This window comes from Sorangium sp. So ce426 (genome assembly GCF_051475585.1).
In the GTDB taxonomy this organism is placed as follows: Bacteria; Myxococcota_A; Polyangia; order Polyangiales; family Polyangiaceae; genus Sorangium; species Sorangium cellulosum_B.
Genome location: NZ_CP150341.1, coordinates 4,441,552 through 4,460,262 on the forward strand (window position 1 = coordinate 4,441,552; position 18,711 = coordinate 4,460,262).

The 18,711-nt window shown below is 71.1% G+C and carries 16 protein-coding genes; 10 read left to right on the forward strand and 6 right to left on the reverse strand.

What is annotated here, in order from left to right; genetic code table 11:
• Nucleotides 1–24: 24 nt before the first annotated feature.
• Nucleotides 25–1,974, reverse strand: coding sequence for an ATP-binding protein (locus WMF44_RS16585; RefSeq protein WP_437300083.1), 1,950 nt, complete (start codon nucleotides 1,972–1,974; stop codon nucleotides 25–27).
• A 624-nt stretch (nucleotides 1,975–2,598) separates the two neighbouring features.
• Here WMF44_RS16585 and WMF44_RS16590 point away from each other — a divergent pair.
• Nucleotides 2,599–3,651: a LacI family DNA-binding transcriptional regulator gene (locus WMF44_RS16590; protein ID WP_437300084.1), complete on the forward strand. Its 1,053-nt coding sequence runs from the start codon at nucleotides 2,599–2,601 to the stop codon at nucleotides 3,649–3,651.
• 276 nt (nucleotides 3,652–3,927) lie between these two features.
• Here WMF44_RS16590 and WMF44_RS16595 read toward each other — a convergent pair whose 3' ends face one another.
• Both WMF44_RS16595 and WMF44_RS16600 read right to left on the reverse strand, forming a co-directional pair.
• Nucleotides 3,928–4,761: a tannase/feruloyl esterase family alpha/beta hydrolase gene (locus WMF44_RS16595; protein WP_437300085.1), complete on the reverse strand. Its 834-nt coding sequence runs from the start codon at nucleotides 4,759–4,761 to the stop codon at nucleotides 3,928–3,930.
• 195 nt (nucleotides 4,762–4,956) lie between these two features.
• Nucleotides 4,957–5,976 carry an AraC family transcriptional regulator gene (locus tag WMF44_RS16600; RefSeq protein ID WP_437300086.1) on the reverse strand — a complete coding sequence of 340 codons (1,020 nt, stop codon included), beginning with the start codon at nucleotides 5,974–5,976 and terminating at the stop codon, nucleotides 4,957–4,959.
• 122 nt (nucleotides 5,977–6,098) lie between these two features.
• Between WMF44_RS16600 and WMF44_RS16605 the strand changes: the two genes are divergently transcribed.
• Nucleotides 6,099–6,635, forward strand: coding sequence for a VOC family protein (locus WMF44_RS16605; RefSeq protein ID WP_437300087.1), 537 nt, complete (start codon nucleotides 6,099–6,101; stop codon nucleotides 6,633–6,635).
• A gap of 96 nt (nucleotides 6,636–6,731) precedes the next feature.
• Here WMF44_RS16605 and WMF44_RS16610 read toward each other — a convergent pair whose 3' ends face one another.
• Nucleotides 6,732–8,090 (reverse strand): hypothetical protein, encoded by a 1,359-nt coding sequence (locus WMF44_RS16610; protein ID WP_437300088.1) that lies wholly within the window; start codon nucleotides 8,088–8,090, stop codon nucleotides 6,732–6,734.
• Between the two features lie 96 nt (nucleotides 8,091–8,186).
• Here WMF44_RS16610 and WMF44_RS16615 point away from each other — a divergent pair, with 96 nt between their 5' ends.
• Together WMF44_RS16615 and WMF44_RS16620 are read left to right on the forward strand one after the other, a co-directional pair.
• On the forward strand, nucleotides 8,187–9,251 hold the full coding sequence (locus tag WMF44_RS16615; RefSeq protein ID WP_437300089.1) for an AAA family ATPase: 1,065 nt from the start codon (nucleotides 8,187–8,189) through the stop codon (nucleotides 9,249–9,251).
• Nucleotides 9,248–10,129: a hypothetical protein gene (locus WMF44_RS16620; RefSeq protein WP_437300090.1), complete on the forward strand. Its 882-nt coding sequence runs from the start codon at nucleotides 9,248–9,250 to the stop codon at nucleotides 10,127–10,129. Before WMF44_RS16615 ends, WMF44_RS16620 begins: the two co-directional genes overlap by 4 nt.
• 73 nt (nucleotides 10,130–10,202) lie before the next feature.
• Here the strand turns inward: WMF44_RS16620 and WMF44_RS16625 are convergent, their stop codons facing one another.
• Nucleotides 10,203–10,808 carry a polysaccharide biosynthesis/export family protein gene (locus WMF44_RS16625; RefSeq protein ID WP_437300091.1) on the reverse strand — a complete coding sequence of 202 codons (606 nt, stop codon included), beginning with the start codon at nucleotides 10,806–10,808 and terminating at the stop codon, nucleotides 10,203–10,205.
• A 260-nt stretch (nucleotides 10,809–11,068) separates the two neighbouring features.
• Between WMF44_RS16625 and WMF44_RS16630 the strand changes: the two genes are divergently transcribed.
• From WMF44_RS16630 to WMF44_RS16645, 4 genes are all read left to right on the forward strand, one after another.
• Complete coding sequence (locus tag WMF44_RS16630) at nucleotides 11,069–12,598, forward strand: O-antigen ligase family protein (protein WP_437300092.1); 1,530 nt, start codon at nucleotides 11,069–11,071, stop codon at nucleotides 12,596–12,598.
• A 102-nt stretch (nucleotides 12,599–12,700) separates the two neighbouring features.
• Nucleotides 12,701–13,630 carry a Uma2 family endonuclease gene (locus WMF44_RS16635; protein ID WP_437300093.1) on the forward strand — a complete coding sequence of 310 codons (930 nt, stop codon included), beginning with the start codon at nucleotides 12,701–12,703 and terminating at the stop codon, nucleotides 13,628–13,630.
• A 256-nt stretch (nucleotides 13,631–13,886) separates the two neighbouring features.
• Complete coding sequence (locus tag WMF44_RS16640; RefSeq protein WP_437300094.1) at nucleotides 13,887–15,020, forward strand: UTP--glucose-1-phosphate uridylyltransferase; 1,134 nt, start codon at nucleotides 13,887–13,889, stop codon at nucleotides 15,018–15,020.
• A 139-nt stretch (nucleotides 15,021–15,159) separates the two neighbouring features.
• Nucleotides 15,160–15,690 carry a GNAT family N-acetyltransferase gene (locus WMF44_RS16645; RefSeq protein WP_437300095.1) on the forward strand — a complete coding sequence of 177 codons (531 nt, stop codon included), beginning with the start codon at nucleotides 15,160–15,162 and terminating at the stop codon, nucleotides 15,688–15,690.
• A 17-nt stretch (nucleotides 15,691–15,707) separates the two neighbouring features.
• Here WMF44_RS16645 and WMF44_RS16650 read toward each other — a convergent pair whose 3' ends face one another.
• Nucleotides 15,708–16,250, reverse strand: a complete 543-nt coding sequence (locus WMF44_RS16650) for a PadR family transcriptional regulator (protein ID WP_437300096.1) — start codon at nucleotides 16,248–16,250, stop codon at nucleotides 15,708–15,710.
• A gap of 597 nt (nucleotides 16,251–16,847) precedes the next feature.
• On the opposite strand from WMF44_RS16650, the gene WMF44_RS16655 reads away from it, so the two are divergent.
• Both WMF44_RS16655 and rpsD read left to right on the forward strand, forming a co-directional pair.
• Nucleotides 16,848–17,630 carry a class I SAM-dependent methyltransferase gene (locus WMF44_RS16655; RefSeq protein WP_437300097.1) on the forward strand — a complete coding sequence of 261 codons (783 nt, stop codon included), beginning with the start codon at nucleotides 16,848–16,850 and terminating at the stop codon, nucleotides 17,628–17,630.
• 167 nt (nucleotides 17,631–17,797) lie between these two features.
• Nucleotides 17,798–18,409, forward strand: a complete 612-nt coding sequence (gene rpsD, locus WMF44_RS16660; protein ID WP_437300098.1) for a 30S ribosomal protein S4 — start codon at nucleotides 17,798–17,800, stop codon at nucleotides 18,407–18,409.
• The last annotated feature ends 302 nt before the right edge of the window (nucleotides 18,410–18,711 follow it).

An 18,711-nucleotide genomic window follows, 5' to 3' on the forward strand; every position in this document is an offset into this window, starting at 1 on the left:
CTCCGGCGCGACGTAGGGGGCGCTTCAGCGATCGGCGAGCGGCAAGGTGAACGAGAAAATGCTCCCGTCGCCGACCCGGCTCTCCACCCAGATTCGCCCACCGTGCGCCTGGACGAGCCCCTGCGCAATCGCCAGACCGAGGCCAGTGCCGCGCTGCCTGTTGTTCGGGTGCGTCCAGTACGGGTCGAAGATGCGTGGGAGGTGTTCGGCCGCGATTCCGACACCGGAATCCCGGACGTGGATCCCCACCTCGCCGTCGAGCGCCTCGGCACGCACGCCGATCGTCCCGCCGTCGGGCGTGAACTTGTGGGCATTCCCGAGCAGGTTGGAGAGGACCTGGACGACCCGGTCGCGATCGGCGAGCACCCGCGGCAGATCCGTCGGAACCTCCACGTGCACCGACAACGAGCGGCCGGCCGCGCCGAGGCGCACCGTCTCCGTCGCATCCGCTACGATGTCGGAGACCTCGTGGGGGGCGGGCAGGATCGACAATCGGTGCGCGTCGATGCTCGCCACGTCGAGCAGGTCGGCGATGAGGCGGTTGCTGTGGCGCGCTGCGCGCTCGATCGTCCGTACGCCGTCCCGCCACCTCTCCGCGTCGACGCGGGACGCCATCTCCCGCTTCAGCAGGGCCGCCCGGAGCAGGATCGCGCTGAGGGGGTTGCGAAGATCGTGGGCCACGATGCCGAGCATCTGGTCGCGCTGCCGGACCGCATCCTGTGCCTCGGCGCGGGCGCGCTTCTCCGACTCGAAGAGGGAATTGCGCTCGACCGCCTGAGCGCACTGATCCGCCATCGTGGCGACCAGCTTGCGCATCGCCGCATCGAGGCGGCACGGACCCTCGATGACGAATACAAGGCCGCCGAGATCCCGATCGTGGATCCGGAGCGGCAGCGCCACGAGGCGTGGCGAGGCCGTCGCGGACATGGTGGGGCCCGGGGCGAAGCGCGCGGCGGCCCCCTCGACCTCGTCAGGGTCCGGCAGGATGACCAGCTCGCCGCGGTACAGGGCCAGGACGATCGGCTGCTCCGGATCGGACGGGAACGCCGGGAAGGGCGACGTCCCCTCGTCGCCGGTCGAGGCCACGAGGCGCAGCCCTCGTGGGTCGTCCGTTCGCAGGTAGGCCCGCGCGCCCTGGGCCCGCAGGAGCGCGCCGATCGCGCCGATCGCGACGCAGGTGGACTCTCCGGCGGTGCTCGTGCGGGCGAGCGCGGCCGTGACGGCCTGCAGGTGGGCGAGCTGCTCGCGCGCCTCCTCGGCCTGGATCCGGCCCGCCTCCTCGGCCTCGCGGCGGCGACTTTCCCATGACGCCTGCAGCTCGCGCTCGATGGTGTAGGCGATGTGCGCCACGAGCGCGAGCCGCTCGGGGCTGCCGGTCGCGACGGACGTGCTGACGTCGATCGCGCCGATGATCGTACCGTCGGGCGCGTGGATCGGCGCGCCGGTGCACGTGCAGTCGTCGAATGCGCTCGCGAAGTGCTCCGGCCCGACGATCGCGACCGGGCGATCGGCGGCAATGGCGGTGCCGGCGCCGTTGGTCCCCATCGCCCGCTCCGACCAGTCGAATCCGGGCAGGAGGCCGAATGTCTCCATCATCGAACGAGACGCGCCGACCGAGCAAAGGACGATGCCGTCCCCGTCGACGACGTAGACGGCCGGCTCCGACGCCCGCAGGAGCGCGGCGGCCCAGTGCAGGTGAGGGATGGCGGCCCGGACCAGGTCGGCGCTGAGCTCCAGCCTCCTCGCGAGCTCCTCGTCGTCGATCCGACGGAAGGGCGGACGGACGGGGTCGACCGCCGCCGCCCGGCTGCGCTCCCATGAGTCGAGTACGAGACGGCGCAGCGGGTCGGCGAGATCCAGCTCGCGGACGAAGTCGTTCCATTTGCGGAACCGTTCTTTCGCGACCGTGGCGCCCGGCGTTCCAGCATCCCCCATGGACACCGACCTCGTAACACGAGCGCTGCGCCAAGGCACGAGCCTGCTGACCTGGCAACTCGCCGTTCACGTCACCAGGCTGCGGGGCGTGCTCGGCGTCGTGCGGCTGCTTGGCGTGGCGCTCGCCGCGACGCCACGGCGGAGCGCGTTCGTCGAGGCTCGTCGGCCTGCATCGGGGCGGCAACGCCGAGCGAGCGCCGCGCGTACGCGTCCGATCGCCCGGTGATGGACGTGCGAACAGGAGAGAGGCCGGCGCCCCGCGGTGCGCGGGTCGGCGTTGCAAACCTCGCTCGCGCAGCTCCCGGTAACCTTCCTGGGCTATCGCTGACGAAGCTCCGGGAGAGCGGCGAGGTCGAAGAATGGTCAAAAGCATACTATCGATCCAACGTAAGGTCCTCGTCATGGCATCATCGCTCTGTGGTGCGACAGTGTTTCCGTCCGGCGCCATGGCCACGGGCGACGCTGGCGCCGCCCCTGCGGACAACGCCAGCGAGGACGAGGGCGGGCGCGCCTGCCGGGTCGAATCGGGGCCCAGCTCCCCGGCGGGCGCGGTCGCCGCCCTGGTCGCGCCGGGCGCGGCCGTTCAAGAGAGGCGGGCGCCGGGGCGCGGTCGTGGTGGATGTCGATACCATATCCCCCCGCGCGCGACTAAGCTTGGCCCCGATGGACGACAACTCTCCTCCCGAGGGGCGCATCAAGCGAGGCGGGCGCCGGGCCGCGGTCATGGTCGACGTGGCCAAGCTCGCCGGCGTCTCGTACCAGACGGTCTCGCGGGTCCTGCACGACAGCCCCCACGTGCATCGGGACACGCGGGAGCGCGTGCTCGACGCGATCCGCCAGCTCGACTACCGCCCGAGCTCCGTGGCGCAGGCGCTCGTCACCGGGCGCTCGCGGACGCTCGGTGTGGTCAGCTTCGACACGACGCACTACGGCCCGGCGTCGACGCTCCACGGGCTCGAGACGGCGGCGCACGACGCCGGGTACGGCGTCAGCGTCGTCAGCCTGAAATCGCTCAGCCGCGCGCCGGTGGTGGATGCGGTGAAGGGGCTGTGCGATCAGGGCGCCGACGGCATCATGGTCATCGCTCCGCTGCGGTCGGCGGTGGACGCGCTCCGCCACGTCAACTCCGACGTGCCGGTGGTCGCCGTCGAGGGGGGGCCGGACGATTCGGTCCCGGTGGTCGCCGTCGACCAGCACGGCGGCGCCGCGGCCGCGACCCGCCATCTCCTCGACCTGGGTCACCGGACGGTGTGGCACATCGCCGGTTCGACCGACTCGCTCGAGGCCGAGCAGCGCATCGACGGCTGGCGTTCGACGCTGGAGGCCGCGGGCGTCGAGCCGCCGCCTCTCCTGCGCGGCGACTGGAGCGCACGCTCGGGCTACGAGCTCGCCCCGCAGCTGGCGCGCACGCCAGGCGTCACCGCCGTGTTCGTGGCCAACGACCAGATGACGCTGGGCGTGCTCCGCTACCTCCACGAGATCGGACGCGCGGTGCCGCGGGACATCAGCATCGTCGGCTTCGACGACATCCCGGAGGCGGCCTACTTCACGCCTCCGCTCACCACCGTCCGCCAGGACTTCTCCGAGCTGGGGCGCAGGTGCCTCCACTTGCTGCTCGGGCAGATCGAGAGCGGCCGCCGCTCCTGCTCGCGCGTCGTGGTCGATGCCGAGCTGGTCTTGCGCAAGAGCACCGCCGCGGTCCCCCGGAACCGATGAGGGCTCCAGCCTGCCAGCCAAAGGACAACGAGGGTACGCGATGTCGACGAAATGTACACAGGGCACCTCCCCGCGTCAGCCCTTGCATCGCGATGGATGACGCGGACGAGAAGTGTTTGCGGTGGCCCCGTTCATGTGATGTCGGTCGCTCAATCATTCAATGGCGGTTCGTCCCGATTTCCTGTCCGTTCCTCCAGAGCCGCCTGTGCGCCCGCGGTCCGGGAGCAGGCGACGGCGTCGAGCCACCACCATCTCGCGCGCGGCCGAGCGGCCGCGTCAGGGCGCCGCGCACGCGAACGACGCGGCGTCGTCCGGATCCCCCGTCCCGCGATACCTCGCGAAGGTTGGATACCTGCAGAGCGGTCGCGTGCGCCCCGGCACGCCCGCCAGGTCCGTGACGACCTCGGCGTCACCAGGGTCCTCGCCGGCCTCGACCCACCTCTCGAGCGCGCCGAGGCCATCCCAGGACACCTGGAAGACGGTGCTCACGGCGTGCTGGAACCCAGGGACCTCGTAGTAGCGCAGCATCGCGCCGGCGGCCGTCGCGCCGAGCGACGCCTCTAGCCCTTCCACGTAGCGCTCCGTCGTCCGCGGGCTCGTCAGCATGTCGCCCGTGCCATGGAGCAACAGGAGCTTTCCGCCCCGCGCGGCGAAGCCGCCCATGTCGGCGTCGCCCACGTCGAGCAGAGACAGCTCCTGTACGCGCGCAGCGTGGGGGCCGAACGTCCGCGCGTCGAAGGTCCGATAGTCGAAGGACGGATCCCTGACGACGACGTGGCGCATGAAGCTGTCGACGAGGGCCGCCGCGAACGAGCTGGTGAGCGGGTCGACAGGAAAGGTCGGCGCGCGCGAGCCAAGGTCGACGGACTGCACGTGAGGCTCCAGCGGCGAATCGGTCCCGACGCCCTGCGCAGCCGAGTACACGTTGAAGCCAGCAAACTCGGTGTCACCGCTGGCGAGCGGCGACGCCAGCCGTACGGGCGCGTTGATGGCCTCCAGGGCGTGGATCTGCGCGTCAGACAGGCACGCGTCGCCGGTGTCCTCACCACCCGCGCAACGTAGCGCCGTCACGTCGAATCGCTCGTTGCAGCTCGCCACGTCGCCGACCACCGAAGAGCGTGCCTGTCGTTATCGATGCGGCGTACAGCGCGTTCATCCCGCGTCTGATCTTCATGTCGCCACTATCGTGTTGGCGCCAGCGATCGTCAATGCGCGCTCCTGGCAAGCTGGTTTGCATCCATGAAAAAGAGTGCTGGGGACACAGGCACGATCCCGGAACAGGCGGCAGCGCATCGAAGGGCCCGGCTACCGGGCGCGGGCGCGCCGGTACTCTCCCGGCGTCGTGCCCGTCCAGCGACGGAAGCTGCGGTAGAAATGGCGCGGCTCGCCATAGCCGAGCAGGAACGCGATCTCCTGGAGCGCGAGGTCAGGCCGCCGGACGAGATCGAGCGCCTTCTCCCGCCGGGCCTCGTCGAGCTGCGCCGTGAACGACGTGCCGATGTCCTTGAGCGCGCGCTGGAGCGACCGCGTGCTCATGCCGAGAGAGCGCGCGATCCCCTCCTGGTCCACGTCGCCGCGGTCGAGCCGCTCGTCGATGCGGGCGCGCACGCGCGCGTCGAGCGTCGCGGCGCTGGCGGGCGCGGCGCGCGCGGCGAGGAGCTGCTCGGCGTGGCGAACGAGGTAATCGCGGACCGACGGGTCCGCGCCGACCACGGGCGCGTCGAGCACACGCGCCTCGTAGACGAGGCCCATCGCGCCCGCCTCGAAGCGGGCGGGGGCCCCGATCGCCTCCTCGTAGAGCGACGGCGGGTGCCGGCGAGGATGGCGGAACAGCGCCTCGATCGGCCGCGCCGACCCGCCGAGGTAGAGCGCGATGAAGCGCGCGAGCGTCGCGATCATCAGCTCGATCGGCTCGGCCATGGCGACGACGCGCGGCTCGTGCTCGAGCGCGAGGCGGGCGACCGCGCCGTGCTCCTCGAGGCTGATGCGGAGGTGCGGGTCCATCAGCCGGCAGAAGCGGCCATAGACGGCGACGCCCTGCCGCACGGTCTCGCTGTGGCGAAGGACGTGCCCCACGATGCCGACGACCGACACCGGGACGCAGCGAGAATAACGCAGCCCGAGCGGCTCGCCGGGGAGGCGCTGGAGAAGGAGCTCCCACAGCGAGAAGAGCGATGCATACGGCACGAGCTCGTCGGGCGCGGCGAGGACCTCGGGCGCGACGCCGGCAGCCCGGAGCAGATCCTCCTGCGGGACTCCGCACGACGAGGCGAAGGCGATGAGCCCGGCGGGCATGGACGCGAACACGAGGTCGCGGTCGGACATGGCGTGCGCCGAGGATAGCGCAGCCGCCCGGGGGCTCAGCGCCGATCCCGCCGCGCTCGAAATCCAGCTTGAACGAGCGCTCCGGCTCGTGGCATCCTCGACGTGCACGCAAAGGGGGGACGATGGCGGTGCATCACTTCGCGCTGGCGACCAGCGATCTGGTCGCCACACACCGGTTTTATACCCGGGCCATGGGGTTCCGTCTCGTGAAGGTCATCGCGGTGCCTTACGAGGGCAGCCGCGACGGGGGCTGGGCGAGGCACGCCCTGTATCGGACCAGCGAGCCCGATGGTCCGCTGCTGGCGTTCTGGGATCTGCACGAAGAGACGGTGCGGGGGCGCTTCAGGACCGATCTCTCGACAGGGCTCGGGCTGCCGGTGTGGATGAACCACCTGGCCTTCAGCGCCCCGACGGGCGAGTTCTACGGTCGGATGCTCGCGCGGTGGCTCTCGCACGGCCTCGAGGTGACCGAGCGAGATCGCGAGTTCTGCCGCTCGATCTGCACGATCGATCCCAACGGCATCATGGTCGAGTTCTGCCAGACCCTCCGGCCCTTCTCGGCCGAGGAGGTGGCCGACGCGGAGCGCTCGCTCTTCGATCCCATGCCGCCGCTCGAGCTGCCGCGCCCCTCGATCGTCCACCGGTCGCAGGTGGGGTGATGCGCCCGCGCGCGACCGAGCCTCCGAGGTGCTTGCGCCCCATCGTCACGGCATGCGCCGCGCGTGGGACGATGAGAGCGCGTGCTGCGGTGGGGCTCAGGGCGCCGCCGGAGGACCTTCCCGGCAGGGCGCCACCCGATCGGCGCCGCCGAAGAACTCTCCCGCGAGCAGCGACCATGCCCGCGCGTTCTCCGGCGGGCCGCACTTGAACGGCGCCTTCGCGAGCGGCTTGCCGCGGAGCGCCGCGCGTTGCTCGCGGTAGTAGCGGATCGCCAGCTCGGCGGCGTACTCCACCACGCCGTTTCCAGGCTGGAACGAGTAATACGTGCCGCCCTTCACGATGGTCTCGTTCGGCGAGTACGGCGTGAGGCAGGTGATCCTCGTCCCGCAGCGCGCGACGATCCCGTCGTAGATCGGCGAGAGCGCCGCCTGGGACCACCCGCCGTGCGCGCCGTCGTTCAGGTGGAAGAGCTCGTGGAAGAGCGTCTCCCGCACGTCGTCCGCGGAGCGGTGGAGCGAGCCGGAGAGGTTGTACGCGACCGTCCAGCCCGAGGCGTACGCGGAGGGCGTCCGCGCCCGCACGGACCGGAAGTACTTGAGCGCGAGGGCGCGGTGCCGGTAGCGCACGGGCGAGCTGGCCATGGCGGCGAGATCCGCGACGAAGGCGTCGAAGTCGGCGATCGCCGCCACCGTCCACTCGAGGTGGCGGCGCTCGGCGCGCACCGGCAGCTCCGGGACGAGGTGGAGCATGCCGCGGTAACCGCCGTCCATCATGTGCTCCCGCTCCAGCCCGGCGACGCTGCCGTTCTGGTCGAAGAGCGCGGTGGCGCTCGCTGCGGCCTGCGGGTCGCCCTGGTAGCGGAGCGCGAGCAGGCAGCGGATGCGCTCGTGCGCTGGGCTTTTCGCGGCCGCTGTCCCGGCGTTCCCGCGCCGGCAGGCGTCGATGGCGTCCCGGTGCGCGGCGGTGTCGCCCGGGAACAGGATCGCCTCGGCTTCGTCGGCCGAGATGGCGGGGGCCGGCTCGGTCGGGGCGGGGGAGGGCGCGGCGCCCGGGGCGCCATCTGTCGGCGCTGTCCCCGAGGACGCCGCGCCGGCAGGCCCAGGGGTTCCCGGGCCAGGAGGCGCGCTGGCTGCCGCGAGGACCGGCGTGCCTGGCGGCGTTGCGGCCTTGCCGGCGGGGCCCGGGGGGCCGGGGCTCGCGGGAGCACACGCCGCGACGATCAACGGCAACGCGAGGGTCAATACGGCGGCGAGCGGCGTGGCCTCGGTGCGCATCCTGCCCAGGATGCCAAAATCGCGGTCGCGCATCATCAGCAGACGCCCGGCCGCAGACGCCGCGCCGCCGGTGTGCGGCGGGCGCTGCGGCGGTACGACGTCGAGGCGGGTGGGGGGGCCAGTCGCGAAGCTCGACGCCTGCGCGCCGCGCGGGCGAGCAGCCGCGTGAGCTTCGTCCATTTTTCGGATCGGCCCTTCCGATAGGCGTTCATGATGCGCTCGTTCGATCCATGGCCCTTCTGCCGTGGTACTGCCTGAGGTAGAGGGAGGACCGTCATGCGCGTGAGGAGCCTCGAGATCCACGACCTGCGCTGCTTCCGGGGCAAGCACGTCCTCGACTTCACCGATCCGGTCACGGGCGACGCCCGGGATCGCGTCGTCCTCGTCGGGAGCAACGGGTCGGGGAAGACGACGGTGTTCGACGTCATCGAAGCCATGCTCGCCTTCGTCGTCGATCCTGAGAGACCGGCGCCGATCCTCGACGAGGCTGGGTTGGTGGCGCTGACGATCGAGCAACCGCTGAGCGATCTCGTTGAGGGCCAGCAGTACCCGGAGCTGATCGTCTATGGGAAGGCATCGTACCTTTCCGATAGCGACGTTCGTGGTGGCACAGTCTATCTCAAGACGAACGACGTCGGGGTGGCGCGCCGGTGGTCCGAGACCAACTACACCGAAGAGCTGCGTCTTCACGCAACGCAGGTGGATCTGGGCGGGACCCAACCTCTCGGCGGCCTGATCTACTTCTCCCATGACCGCGAGCTCCGCCCTGTCCGTGGCGGCACCATCGAGCCCCCGCCCGCCGACAGGCAGTGGATCTCCCGGTATTCCCCCACGAGCCAGTGGACTGGCTCCCTCGAGCAGCTCTGGGTCTGGCAGAACTACCTGGATCTCGAACGAAAGAGCCGCGGAGAGGATCCCGGCGAGCTCGCGGGGTCGGTCGAGCTTCTCCAGGAAGCGCTCGGTCCCGGGCGCAAGGTGTTCGTTCGCGAGGGAAGGGTGCGCGTGACGGCGCCCTGGAACGACGCGTCCGGCAAACCCGCTGAGGTGATGCTCGACCAGCTCCCCTCGGGCGAGCGGCAGTGCGTGATGCTCCTCGGCGAGATCGCGCGACGCAAGCGGCCACGCGGCGTGCTGTTCATCGACGAGCCCGAGATCAGCATGCACCCGACCCTGCAGCGTCAGCTCCTCGCCCAGCTACGGCGCGTTGCGCGGCTCCTCGAGATGCAGGTGTTCCTCGCGACGCACTCACCGGAAATCGTGCGCAGCGTCCCGCCGGTGGAGGTGAAGAGCCTCGACTACCCGGAAAGTCTCTTCGACGTGCCTGACGAGGGCGCACCATGAGCGCTTACAAGAGCCTCGACGAGCTCGAAATCGTCCTGCGGAGCGGCGCAGGCATCGCGATCATCTGCGAGGGCGAGGACTACCGAGAGGACGAGTTCTTTTACAAGGAATGGTTCGGCGATCTCGGACGGATGGTCACATTCCACGCCCAGGATGGTTGGAAGTGCGTGCAGGACGCCGTCAACGAGCTCAGGCGGCGCGGCACGCCGGTGCCCGTATACGGCATTCTGGACAGGGATTTCACGCCGGACGAGGAGCTCGCGCGCCAGTCGGAGCCGTCGTTCGACGGCACCTGCTACCGGCTCTCTCGTTACGACCTGGAGAGCTACCTGCTCGATCCGGAAGGGTGGCTCAGCGTGCTGCGGAGGGTGTTGTGGCGACGCGAAGGCCGTGTGCCTGAGGGATGGGACACGGTGGATGCGGTGGCCGATCGCATCCGCGGCTTCTATCGCGAGGCGCTTCCGATCGGGGCGCATAACTGGACCGTGCGGCACGTGGCCGATGTCCACGGAGCGCAGCCGAGCTTCGTCGGCCGAAGCTATCTCACCGCCGTGCAGGCGCTCGCGACCGTGAACGCCGAGGATGGGCTTGCAACCTGGGCGAGCGCGTTCGGTGCGCAAGACACCGCGCACGAGGTGTACCGAGAGCGGCTCGCGTTCCTGCGAGCCCGCGAGGACGATCTCGACGAGCTACGGAAGCACGTCTCCGGGAAGCTCGTGTTCCAGGAGATCCATCGCACGATTCCCTGCGCGCGGAAGCGGCCGGACCGTATGGATCTGGCCGAGCGCTACCTCGACCAGTGCCGGGAGCCGCCGGCCGATCTCGCAGCTCTGATTCGCCTCATTCTCTCGCGCGCAGAGCTGGAGCGGTCAGGCTAGCTCTGGCTCGACAGATAGCTTCTGCGTCCGGCTGACGCTCTGCTGGGTTCGATGCGCGTTCGTGGCGGGCCTTCTACGGCACCACCACGGTATCGTTCGTCTGCAGCGGCAGGTCCCCGCGGAGATCGCCTTTTTCGACGACCTCATCGAAGGCGAACGGAATCCTGCGCTCGCCGATCGCGTCGCGCCGGACGATCACCACCTCGTCGGGATCGGCGAAGCGCGTGAATCCGCCCGCGAGGGCGAGCGCCTGGAGCACGGTGATCTGCGCCCTCGGCGTGAACTCGCCAGGACGCGACACCTCGCCCATCACGTAGACCCGGTAGCTGTGGAGCTCTGCCACCTCGACGCTGACGACCGGCTTCTCATGATAGAATTTGGCGGCCTGCGTCGCGATGTCCTCGGCGATGCCCATGACGGTGCGCCCCGACGCCAGGACGTCGCCGACGAGCGGGATCGTGATGAACCCGTCGGGTCGCACCGTGACGCGCTGGCTCAGCGCCTCGTTCTTCCAGGCGCGCACCTCCAGCACGTCGCCGGGGCCGACCGCATAGGCGCTCGTCGCGCGGCGCTCCGCGTCGAAATCGATCCGCGGGGCGCGCGCGCCGCAGCCCGGGAGCGCCATGAGGACCGTGAGCGCGGAGCAGAGCAGGGCAATCCGGACACAGCGGGAGCACATGCGGTTTCCAGCCTCCTTGATGCGATGGCGCTCCAGCAAGCGCCGATCCCGCCGCCGCGCTCCGCGCCTGCTCCTCGCGCGCGCACTGGCGCTCTTCCCGCGTGCCGCGCGGGCCCGCGGTGCTAGATCCGTCGCGCGGAAGGGGGGAATGCGCGCCGCGCCTCATCGCGCCCGCGCAGGGCGCCTCTGCGCGGCCGTCACGAGGGCGCGGCGCGGGCCGCCCGTGCGCGGCGCGCGCCACGCGAACGGCGCGCCACACCATGGCAGCGTGGGTCGTGTGCGCGCTGTGCGCGCTCGTCATCGTCAAGCCGCAGGAGTTCATCCCCGCGCTCTCGGGGATTCCGCTCGTGCACGCGGCGTTCGGGATCACCCTGCTCTGCGTCGCCCTCGACGTCGTGTGGCGGCGGCTCAAACCGACGCTCGCGCCTCAGGTCGTCTATGCGCTCGCGTTCCTCGCCTGGGCGGCGCTGACCACCGCGCTGAAGCGCCCGGCCGCGCTCGAGGAGCGCGGCATGCAGCTCGCGACCGTCGCGGGCATCTTCGTCGCCGTCGCCTTCGCCGCCGCCTCGCCGCGGGGGCTGCGGGCGCTCGCGATCACGCTCGTCGGCTGCGCCGTCCTCACGACCGTCGTCGCGATCGTGCAGGCGTTCCAGCCCCACGGCTGCATGATCGCCGCTCCCGACGACTGGGAAGGCAAGGGCGAGCTCGAGCCGGATGGACGCCCCTGCGAGACCAACGTCGACTGCCGCATCGAGGCGCCCGTGCCCGATGGCAATTACCGGTGCGAGCGCCCCGGGCCGCTCGGCACGTCGACCATCGATGGCCGCGTCCGCTACCGCGGCTCGCTCGCCGATCCCAACGAGCTCTCGCTGATGGCCGGAATGTCGATCCCGCTCGCGATCGCGCTCGCCGAGCGGCGCTCCGGCCCGCGCCGGCCGCGCAGGTCCGTCCGCGGGGGCCAGCGCCCGTCGGCCGGCGCGCCGCCCGGCGGCGCTGCGCCACGGCCCGCGCGGGCCTTCGGGGCGCCCCGCGCGCTGACGCTGCCCGTCCTGCTCACGGATCGGCTGATCTCGCGCGTGGCCGCGGCGCTCCGCGCGCTCCCCGTGACGGCCGTCATCGCGGCGATCGGCGCGATGGTCGTCCTGTCGCGCTCGCGCTCGGGCGTCATCGTGTACCTGGCGGTCCTCGGCATCAGCTTCATCCGGCGGAGCGGGACCCTCGGCGTCATCGCCGCCTGCTTCGTCGGGCCGCCCATGCTCCTGCTCGGAGGCCGGAGCGGCGACGAGGCGAGCGAGAGCTCGGGCGAGCGCGTCGAGCTGCTCCGGGAAGCGTTCGAGATGATCCGCCGGACGCGGGGGATCGGCGTCGGCGCGGGGCAGTTCGGCGACGAGTCGTCGCTCGGCTTGACCGCCCACAACTCCTATCTCCTCGCCGCGGCCGAGACGGGCCTGCTCGGGATGTGCCTGTTCGCGCTCGTCCTGTACGCGTCGATCAAGGTGCCGCTGTCGATCTGGCTGGGCGACGTCGATGTCGGCCCCACGGCGAGGCGGTTCGCGCCGGCGATCTTCGTGAGCCTGTGCGGCGCGCTGATCGGCATCTTCTTCCTCTCGTGGGCCTACAAGGACATCCTCTACATGGTGTTCGGCGCCTCCGCCGCGCTCTACGGCGCCGCGCGGGCCGAGGACAGCCGCGTCGTGGTGCGCGTGTCCGGGAGGGAGGTCGCGCTCGTGTGCGGCGCGATGTCCCTGGTGCTCGTGCTGCTCAACGTCCTGCTCCGGTTCCTCCGGTGAGCGCGCGCGCGAGCGCCGGGCGCCGCGGGACGGCGGCGGCGCGGCCTCGCAGCAGGTCGTCCGACGGCGGGAGCGCCCTGGAACGGTGGTATGCTGGGCGGGATGTCGGCTCCCATCCGCAAGCCCGTCGAGCCCGCCGCTGCACCCATCCCGGCCGAGGCGCCGCGCGCCCCGACCGAGGCCGAGTGGGCCGCGATGTCGCCCGCTCAGCGCCAGCAGGCGATCACGGCGCTCGTCGACTCCGTGTCCCAGGAGGAGATCGACGAGCGCCTGGCCATGGCCGAAGGGGATCCGCACTTCGACGCCAAGGTGGAAGCCCGCGACACGCTCCGCGCCTGGTTCGGCCGGCGCGGGCGGCGCATCTACATCGGCGCCGACATGAAGGCCCACTATCCGGGCGAGAAGGGCTTCACGCCCGACGTGATCGCGGTGACCGACGTCGATCCCACCCCGCGCCTCTGCTGGATGGTCAGCGCCGAGGGCAAGGGGATCGACCTCGCGATCGAGGTGCACTACGCCGGCAACTGGCGCAAGGACTTCGTCGACAACGTCGTGCGCTACGCGACCCTCGGGATCCGCGAGTACTTCATCTACGACATCCCGCGCGGGCACCTCAAAGCTCACCGGTTACCGCCCACCGGCGCGCGGCGCTACGAGAGCATCCCCTCGCGCGCCGGGCGGTACCGATCGGAAGTCCTCAATCTGGATCTGGCGGTGGAGGCGGGGCGTCTCCGCTTTTACGCGGATACCGCTGAGCTGGTCACCGCCAGCGAGCTGGTGGGCAAGCTGGAGGGGATGATCGAGGCCGCCGAGGCCCGGATCGAGCAGGAGCAGGCGCGGGCCGAGCAGGCGGTGGGGCAGCTGTCGGCGGCGATCCTGATGCTGCTGAACGCGCGCGGCGTCCCGGCGAGCGAGGAGGCGAGGGGCCGGATCCTCGGCGAGACGGACGTGGACGTCCTGGGACGCTGGCTCCAGCGCGCGGCGACCGCGGCGGCGGTGGAGGAGCTGTTCCTGGAGTCGACCGGCCGCTGAGCGAAGCCGGACCGGGGGCTCCCGGGTCAGCGTGACTTCCTGGAGAGGGTCCATTCTTTGAATGGAACTGGCGATCTTCAGGCGAGCGACGCGGCATCAGGGAGCCACGTACGACGCATTCAGCGCCATCCGGATCTCGGGTGTGTGCGCAGGCGCGAGATGCCTCTCGAGCAGGAGGCGCGCCCATTATGAACGGCGTGACCCGTTGCACGATGCCGTTGCCACGCGCATCGCCTCGTGGTCTTTTGAGGATACCGTGTCTTCCCTCACCCAGCAGATCGCCGCGCTCCCTGGCCCGCTCCTCGCTCGCCTCCGGGCTCGCGGGTTCGACCCCGATCGCGTCGCCCGGTGGGCCGCGTCCATCGGCAAGGACCGGGACGCCCGCAACCGCCTCCAGGGCACGGTCGAGCCGCCCGCGCCCGGCGATGTCGCCGACCTGCCCGCCGAGGGCACGCCCGAGCACGCCCGCTGCCGCGAGGCGGGCCTGGCCGCGCTGCGCCGGGGCGAGGTCGCCCTCTGCGTCCTCGCCGGCGGGATGGCCACCCGGATGGGCGGCGTGGTCAAGGCGCTCGTCGAGGTGCTGCCCGGTCGGACCTTCCTCGATCTGCGCCTCGCCGAGAGCGATCACCTCCGGCGCACGACGGGGGTCCCGGTCCCGCTGTGGCTGATGACCAGCGAGGCGACGAACGGACCGATCCGCGAGGCGCTCGGCCCGCGCCTCGACGAGCCGGGCGATCTGTGCGCCACGTTCGAGCAGCACGTCTCGCTGCGCCTGACCCCTGAAGGCGGGCTGTTCCTGGACGAGGCGGGCGAGCCGAGCGTCTACGCCACCGGCCACGGCGATCTCCCGGATGCCCTCCGCGAGAGCGGCCTCCTCGGCCGCTTCATCGCCCGCGGCGGGAAGATCGTCTGGATCGCCAACCTCGACAACCTCGGCGCGACGGTCGATCCGGTCCTCCTCGGCTGGCACCTCGGCCACGGCGGGCCCCTCTCCGTCGAGGTGGTCGACAAGGGCGGCGACAAGGGCGGCGGGCCGCTGCGGTGGAACGGCCGACCGGTGATGGCAGAGGACTTCCGGCTGCCGGTCGGGTTCGATCCGAAGGTCGTGCCCGTCTTCAACACCAACACCTTCCTGGCGAGCGCCGAGGCGCTCGAGGCCCTCGCGCTGGACTGGATCTATGTGGAGGTCGAGAAGAAGGTGGACGACCGCAAGGCGATCCAGTTCGAGCGCATCCTGAACGAGGTCACGTTCGGGCTGCCGGCCCGGTTCGTTCGCGTCCCGCGCGAGGGCCTCGCGGCCCGGTTCCTCCCCGTCAAGGACGTCGAGGAGCTGGAGCGGCGGCGGCCGGCGATCGAGGCGATCGCCCGCGCGCGCGGCTTCCTCGGCTGAAGCGAGGGGCACAGCCCGCGGCACGCGGCGCGCGGCCGGCGGGCGAAGGTGCCTGTCGTCGTGGATCGACGCGTGGGACGAGGCGCTGCGCGCCGCCGAGGAGCGCCCGAGCGCGCGCTTTCGGACGGGAGAGCTGGATATGGCAGATGTGAAGACGGTCTCTCTGGACGCGGCGACGCCGGCGGACGCCGTGATCCTGTCCAACCTTCTCGAGCTGTACATTCACGATCTCAGTGATGTGTTCCCCGCCGTCGAGCTGGGGCAGGACGGGCGCTTCGGCTACCCCAAGCTCCCTCTCTACTGGTCGGAGCGGGAGCGGCGGCTCGCGTTCCTCATTCGATGCGGCGGGCGCGTCGCTGGGTTTGTCCTGGCGACGCGCGGCTCGCCGGCGGTGGAGGACCCGGAGACCCTCGATGTGGCCGAGTTCTTCGTCCTTCGCCGCTATCGCCGCTCTGGCGTGGGCCGCCAGGCGGCGTGCCTCCTATGGAACGGTCTTCCCGGGAAGTGGACCGTGCGCGTCGCCGAGGGGAACCGGGGGGCGCTGGCGTTCTGGCGCGGCGTCGTCGCGGAGTTCACGGGCGGCGCCGTGACGGAGCTCGTGCGTCCTGGTCAGCCCCACGCCTGGCGGGTGTTCTGCTTCGAGAGCGTGCCTGAGCGCGTCGCGCCCTGATTCCACGGCGGCGAGGATCACGGGCGCCGGCCGGCGCGCCCCTCCGGATCTTCGGCGAGCAGCTCCTCGATCTCGGCCGCCGCCTTGTCGAGCACCTTCACGGTGCGCGCGAGCACGGCGGGCGTGATGCGCCCCCGGCGCATCGCGTGGCGCAGCATCTTCATGAGCGAGCCGATGCGCTTCATGACGTCGCCGAAATCCTCGGCGAAGCGCTCCCACGAGGTCTCGACGAAGCGCTCGTAGAACTCGTCGACGTACTCGCGGTTCGCCTTGAGGTCCTCGCGCCCGGCGTCGGTGATCTCGTAGACCTTGCGCCCCTCGGCCTCGACGACGCGCGCGTGGCCGAGCTCCTCGAGCATCTGCAGCGTCGGATAGATGACGCCGGGGCTCGGCCGGTAGGTGTCGCCGCTGCGCTGCTCGATCGCCTGGATGACCTCGTAGCCATGGCGAGCTCGCTCGGCGAGCACGTCGAGCACGAGGTAACGCACGCCGCCGCGATCGGCGCGGAGCGGCGGCCCTCCAAACCAGTCGCCCCACCAGCCCGGCGGGCCGCCACCCATGCCGGGCCGACCCCTCCCGAACGGACCCCCCCTCGGCCCTCGCGGGCCTGCGCAGTGATGATGCTCGTGTCCCCAGAACATAGACAAAATCCCTCTCTGGCTCGGCGGCGGACCACCACGGCGGCGAGCACTCAGCTGCCGCGCGCTCGTGCGCAGGCCACCCCGGCTCCACGGCCCGGCGGACTGTGGCGGCCGGGTCGATATTCTAAAAGATATATCTAAAAGATAGCTCTCGACTGTCGGCCGTCAAGAGGCGGGGCGGACGACCGCAGGCTCGCGCGCCGGGCACGGTCGCAGCACGCAGCGATGGGGAGAGGCGCCGCCGCTCAACCTGGGTGGGGTCGCCGCCGCTCAACCTGGGTGGGGTCGCCGCTCAACCTGGGTGGGGTCGCCGCTCAACCTGGGTGGGGTCGCCGCTCAACCTGGGTGGGGTCGCCGCTCAACCTGGGTGGGGTCGCCGCTCAACCTGGGTGGGGTCGCCGCTCAACCTGGGTGGGTCGCAGGCTCAACCTGGGTGGGGTCGGCAGCTCAACCTGGGTGAGATCGCTGCTGTTCGCTGCTTGACACAGGACGCACGTCCCTGTAACGAAAGTGAAAATGATTTTCAGTATCGACGCTGCCCCTTCGTTTGCTCGACGCGAGCTCGCGGGAGTCGCCGCGTGCGCGTACGCCTCCGACGCGTTTCCTGACCTCGGGCTCCACGACGAGGAAGCGCGCCAGCTCGCCCGCTTGCTCGAGGTCGAGCGCGCCGGCTTCACGGAACAGGAGCTCCGCCCCCTCGCGACCCGCACGCGGCTGGTCGACGACGTCGTGGACGACTTCTTCCGCCGTCACCCGGACGGGCTGGCCATCGGGCTCTTCTCCGGGCCGTGCACCCGGTTCTCGCGCGTCGACAACGGGCACCTCCACTGGATCGACATCGACGTTCCCCGCGTGGTCGCCTGGAAGTCCCGGCGCGCCCCGCGGACGCCGCGGTATGCGCTGGCCACGGCGTCCCCCGGCTGCGATCACTGGATCGATCAGCTCGCCGACGCGCAGGACTGGCCCACGTTGATCCTCGGCCTCGGCCTCTTCTCTCATCTCGGCCCCGAGCGGATCGGCGCCTTCTTGACCCAGGTCTCCCTGCGCCTCGCCAAGGACGTGGAGCTCCTGCTCGACGCGAGCCCGTGCCTCCAGCTCCGTCCCACCACGGCGAGGGGCGCGCGTCACGTCGAGCTCCACCGAGAGGGAGGCGTCGTCGAGACGTTTCCATGGCTGCGCGTCCTGGGCGATAACGACTATCCCGAGCCGCTCGGCGCCCGCATCCGGACCACGAATGGACTCGCGCGCTTCTTCCGTAAAGCGCAGTTCCCAATCCTCCGCCACCTCCGGCGCGTGTGAGCCCTCGATCGCACCCTCGGTAACACCGCCATGACAAGCAACAGCAAGACCCATGCACAAGGACAGAGACGCTCGATGAACATCCAGGACTACGTTGACGCACCGGCGCCCTGCGGCGCCGCGCTCCACCATCGCGACGCGCGCGCGTCCCTGGGGAGGGCCCGGGCATGAGCCGTTACACCGGACCTCGCGTCAAGGTCATGCGCGCGCTCGGGGTCGAGCTCCCCGGTCTGTCGGCCAGGAAGACGGAGCGGAGGCCTTACCCCCCCGGGCAGCACGGACAGGCCCGCAAGAAGCTCAGCGAGTTCGCCCTGCGGCTCCGCGAGAAGCAGAAGGTGAGGCTCAACTACGGCCTCACCGATACGCAGCTGAAGACGCTCATGCTCGAGGCGCGCAGGAGCGATCTCGCCGCCGGGACGAAGCTCATCGAGCTGCTCGAGCGGCGGCTCGACAACGTCATCTTCCGCGCGGGCTTCGCGCGCACCATCCCGGCCGCGCGGCAGCTGGTGGCGCACGGACACGTGCTCATCAACGGAAAGCGCGTCGATATCCCGTCCTACCGCGTCAGCGCCGGAGAGACGGTGAGCGTGAGCGAGAAGCGCCGTGACCACCGGACCGTCGTGGAGGGCCTCGCGAGGACGGACATGGAAGCCCCCACGTGGCTCGCTGTCGACAAGGACGCCCGGCAGGTGCGCGTGGCCGCGCTCCCGGACGAGACGAGCATCCCGTTCCCCATCGCGGTTCAGCTCATCATCGAGTACTACTCGCAGCGGCTGTGACGAGGATCAGGGCTCGCCGCGCTGGCGAGCCCGCCTCCCTCGACGCGGGGCGGCCGCGACAAGCGCCCGCCTTCCCGGGAGCGTCCGCGAAGCGAGCCGCGCTCGCCGGATGCGGAATGTCCATGGCGTTCGTCGGCATCGGCTCTCGCTCACGCGGTCGGCGCGCGGGGGGGCGCCGAGCCGGGTGCGTCCCGGGGTGACGCGCCCGCGAGCACGCGCCTTGCCGTGCGGGGGCGGAGCGCCCACCGCGCGCGCCCTCGCGCCGCGCGGCGCCGGACGCGCTGCCCACGGGGCGAGGAACA

What these genes read in the sequence shown, in the direction of transcription:
- WMF44_RS16590 (WP_437300084.1), top strand. Translation starts at nt 2,599, where the DNA reads ATGGACGACAACTCTCCTCCCGAGGGGCGCATCAAGCGAGGCGGGCGC.
- WMF44_RS16600 (WP_437300086.1), bottom strand. Translation starts at nt 5,976, where the DNA reads ATGTCCGACCGCGACCTCGTGTTCGCGTCCATGCCCGCCGGGCTCATC.
- WMF44_RS16605 (WP_437300087.1), top strand. Translation starts at nt 6,099, where the DNA reads ATGGCGGTGCATCACTTCGCGCTGGCGACCAGCGATCTGGTCGCCACA.
- WMF44_RS16610 (WP_437300088.1), bottom strand. Translation starts at nt 8,090, where the DNA reads ATGGACGAAGCTCACGCGGCTGCTCGCCCGCGCGGCGCGCAGGCGTCG.
- WMF44_RS16615 (WP_437300089.1), top strand. Translation starts at nt 8,187, where the DNA reads ATGCGCGTGAGGAGCCTCGAGATCCACGACCTGCGCTGCTTCCGGGGC.
- WMF44_RS16620 (WP_437300090.1), top strand. Translation starts at nt 9,248, where the DNA reads ATGAGCGCTTACAAGAGCCTCGACGAGCTCGAAATCGTCCTGCGGAGC.
- WMF44_RS16625 (WP_437300091.1), bottom strand. Translation starts at nt 10,808, where the DNA reads ATGTGCTCCCGCTGTGTCCGGATTGCCCTGCTCTGCTCCGCGCTCACG.
- WMF44_RS16630 (WP_437300092.1), top strand. Translation starts at nt 11,069, where the DNA reads ATGGCAGCGTGGGTCGTGTGCGCGCTGTGCGCGCTCGTCATCGTCAAG.
- WMF44_RS16635 (WP_437300093.1), top strand. Translation starts at nt 12,701, where the DNA reads ATGTCGGCTCCCATCCGCAAGCCCGTCGAGCCCGCCGCTGCACCCATC.
- WMF44_RS16645 (WP_437300095.1), top strand. Translation starts at nt 15,160, where the DNA reads ATGGCAGATGTGAAGACGGTCTCTCTGGACGCGGCGACGCCGGCGGAC.
- WMF44_RS16650 (WP_437300096.1), bottom strand. Translation starts at nt 16,250, where the DNA reads ATGGGTGGCGGCCCGCCGGGCTGGTGGGGCGACTGGTTTGGAGGGCCG.
- WMF44_RS16655 (WP_437300097.1), top strand. Translation starts at nt 16,848, where the DNA reads ATGATTTTCAGTATCGACGCTGCCCCTTCGTTTGCTCGACGCGAGCTC.
- rpsD (WP_437300098.1), top strand. Translation starts at nt 17,798, where the DNA reads ATGAGCCGTTACACCGGACCTCGCGTCAAGGTCATGCGCGCGCTCGGG.